We start from the raw sequence: 1850 nt of genomic DNA, 5'->3' as shown, positions 1-1850 counted from the left end.
TATGAAATTAAGAACGTTATCTAACAAAGCACTACCTTCAAAGTTGCAAGCTCATGTTGCTGGCAGTAACGGCAATGGCAACAACCCCATTATTTATCCTGAATCCAATGGTAAGGGTAAGAACCTAAGCACACAGCAAATTGCTTTTGTTGTAGGCGGGAATGGAAGTGGAAATGATCCAACTAAACCTCAGAGGCAAGCGATCAAAGTCACAGATTTCGGTAATGGGAGTGGCAACAACCCCGTTATTTATCCTGAATCCAATGGTAAGGGTAGGAAACTAAGCACAAAGCAAATTACGTCTGTCGTAGGCGGTTCGCTGGGCGGCGGCGGCGGCGGCGAACCAGTTAAGCCTGCTCGGGCAGCTGTTTTGACGCCAGAGATCATCAGGGACCGCAATCCGTGAATGAGTTTTTTGCCCAGGTAGATTGGGCCGTGATTGGAATCAAGCTGCTCTCTCTGACGGCCCTTTTATTTTTTTCTAAGCAGACTTTGAAAGAGTTGCTATTTGATAAGCCGAGTGCAGATATTCGCGAGCAAGTTGAGTCAAGCTTGTTTATGCTCGTAGCTTTTACTTTTGTGTGGCATCTGTTGGGAAGTTATATCAGTTACTCATTTTCAAAATCGGAAATGACTTATGAACAGCAAGTTCAGGTGTATTATTTTTTCTTCTCATTTTATGAAGTGCTCGGACTATCACTATTAGCAATGTGCCATTGGCTAAAAAAGTGCAGCTTTTCAAAGGTATGTAGGTGGGTTTACTATCTAAGTACAGGCATGGTTGCACTTCACCTGGTCAGGTACTTGGATAGAGTTTATTTCGAGACTGACTATTTAGATAGTGTCTATATGCCAATAAAGACCGGTCTAAACATTGCGACGCTTGTATTAGTCGGAGCATACCCTGTAATGAGGCTTATCAAACTCAAGCCCTTTTATCGCTGGGAGTAATTAAGTTGGAAGCAGTAATATTATTTTTCTTGGTAAGCATCCTGTGTGTTTCATTAGCGTTATGCGTTTGTGCTTCAAACTACAAAAGGCGCCCAGATAAACAAGCACAAGAAGCATCACAACAATTGACTGTGCATTCCAATGTATCTTTTGTGCGTGAAAAAGCTGAACTCCAAAAAGCGGCAACTTTGTTGGCAAAGGGGGAGGTTTTAGAAGAGATTTTGGAAGATCTATTTGAAGGCATTACAGAGCAGCAAATGCTGGAGTTAGAGTTGCAATTTCGTATCGAGCGGCGACAGGTACTAAAAACACTATCAAAACTAGGGATTGTGAATAAGGCTCATTTGAAAGCTATTATTAAGAATCCAAAAATACAAGCTTAAGCATTCCCATCTTTGGATGGGGATAGCTCTTCAAACAGTTCTGCGGTATTAAACTTACCTGTGATCTCAGCTCTTGCCAGAACAGCCGCTGCTTTCTCAATCAAATCCATACTTTTCATGACATCGAAGCTCGCCGAGTTACTCACTTCTTGCCTAAGCCTTTTTACTTGAAAAACAGACCTAATGGCCTCAGGGGCAGCGTATTTAGCCACTTCTACGGCATGATCAATTGAAATTGAATCACTGCTATCAACAACGGTTAAACCGCTTTTTCGGCCAGTGACAACGTACAAAATATCAAAGCCGATTTGATCCAATTCATTGAGCTTATCTGAAGGAATAGGATTACCTTTTTCCCAACGAACATAAGTCGCCTTTCCTACATGGATCTTGTCAGCAACTTCCTGCTGCGTGAGATTGAGCCTTTCACGTTCGCCTTTAAGTGGTGTAGTCATATTTGATAATAAAACCGTTGACAGTTATCAAATATGATAACTATACTAATCTCAACTTAAA

Annotated in this window: 4 protein-coding genes; 3 read left to right on the top strand and 1 reads right to left on the bottom strand. The window is 41.6% G+C overall.

Features of this window, described 5'->3' with window-relative positions; genetic code table 11:
- The 3 genes from TW77_RS25560 to TW77_RS25365 all read left to right on the top strand — a co-directional run.
- Positions 1-406, top strand: a 406-nt coding sequence (locus tag TW77_RS25560; protein WP_046007507.1) for a hypothetical protein, incomplete at its 5' end; no start/stop codon positions are given.
- Positions 403-951, top strand: coding sequence for a hypothetical protein (locus TW77_RS24045; protein ID WP_046007506.1), 549 nt, complete (start codon positions 403-405; stop codon positions 949-951). The genes TW77_RS25560 and TW77_RS24045, both read left to right, overlap by 4 nt.
- 5 nt (positions 952-956) lie before the next feature.
- On the top strand, positions 957-1334 hold the full coding sequence (locus tag TW77_RS25365; protein ID WP_156158763.1) for a hypothetical protein: 378 nt from the start codon (positions 957-959) through the stop codon (positions 1332-1334).
- Here TW77_RS25365 and TW77_RS24560 read toward each other — a convergent pair.
- On the bottom strand, positions 1331-1789 hold the full coding sequence (locus tag TW77_RS24560; protein ID WP_052713347.1) for a helix-turn-helix transcriptional regulator: 459 nt from the start codon (positions 1787-1789) through the stop codon (positions 1331-1333). The genes TW77_RS25365 and TW77_RS24560 overlap by 4 nt on opposite strands.
- Between the last annotated feature and the right edge of the window lie 61 nt (positions 1790-1850).

It is taken from the genome of Pseudoalteromonas rubra, assembly GCF_000967655.1.
In the GTDB taxonomy this organism is placed as follows: Bacteria; Pseudomonadota; Gammaproteobacteria; order Enterobacterales; family Alteromonadaceae; genus Pseudoalteromonas; species Pseudoalteromonas rubra_A.
The sequence above is the reverse complement of the archived record's forward strand: the minus strand, read 5'-3'. Positions and strand labels throughout refer to the sequence as shown.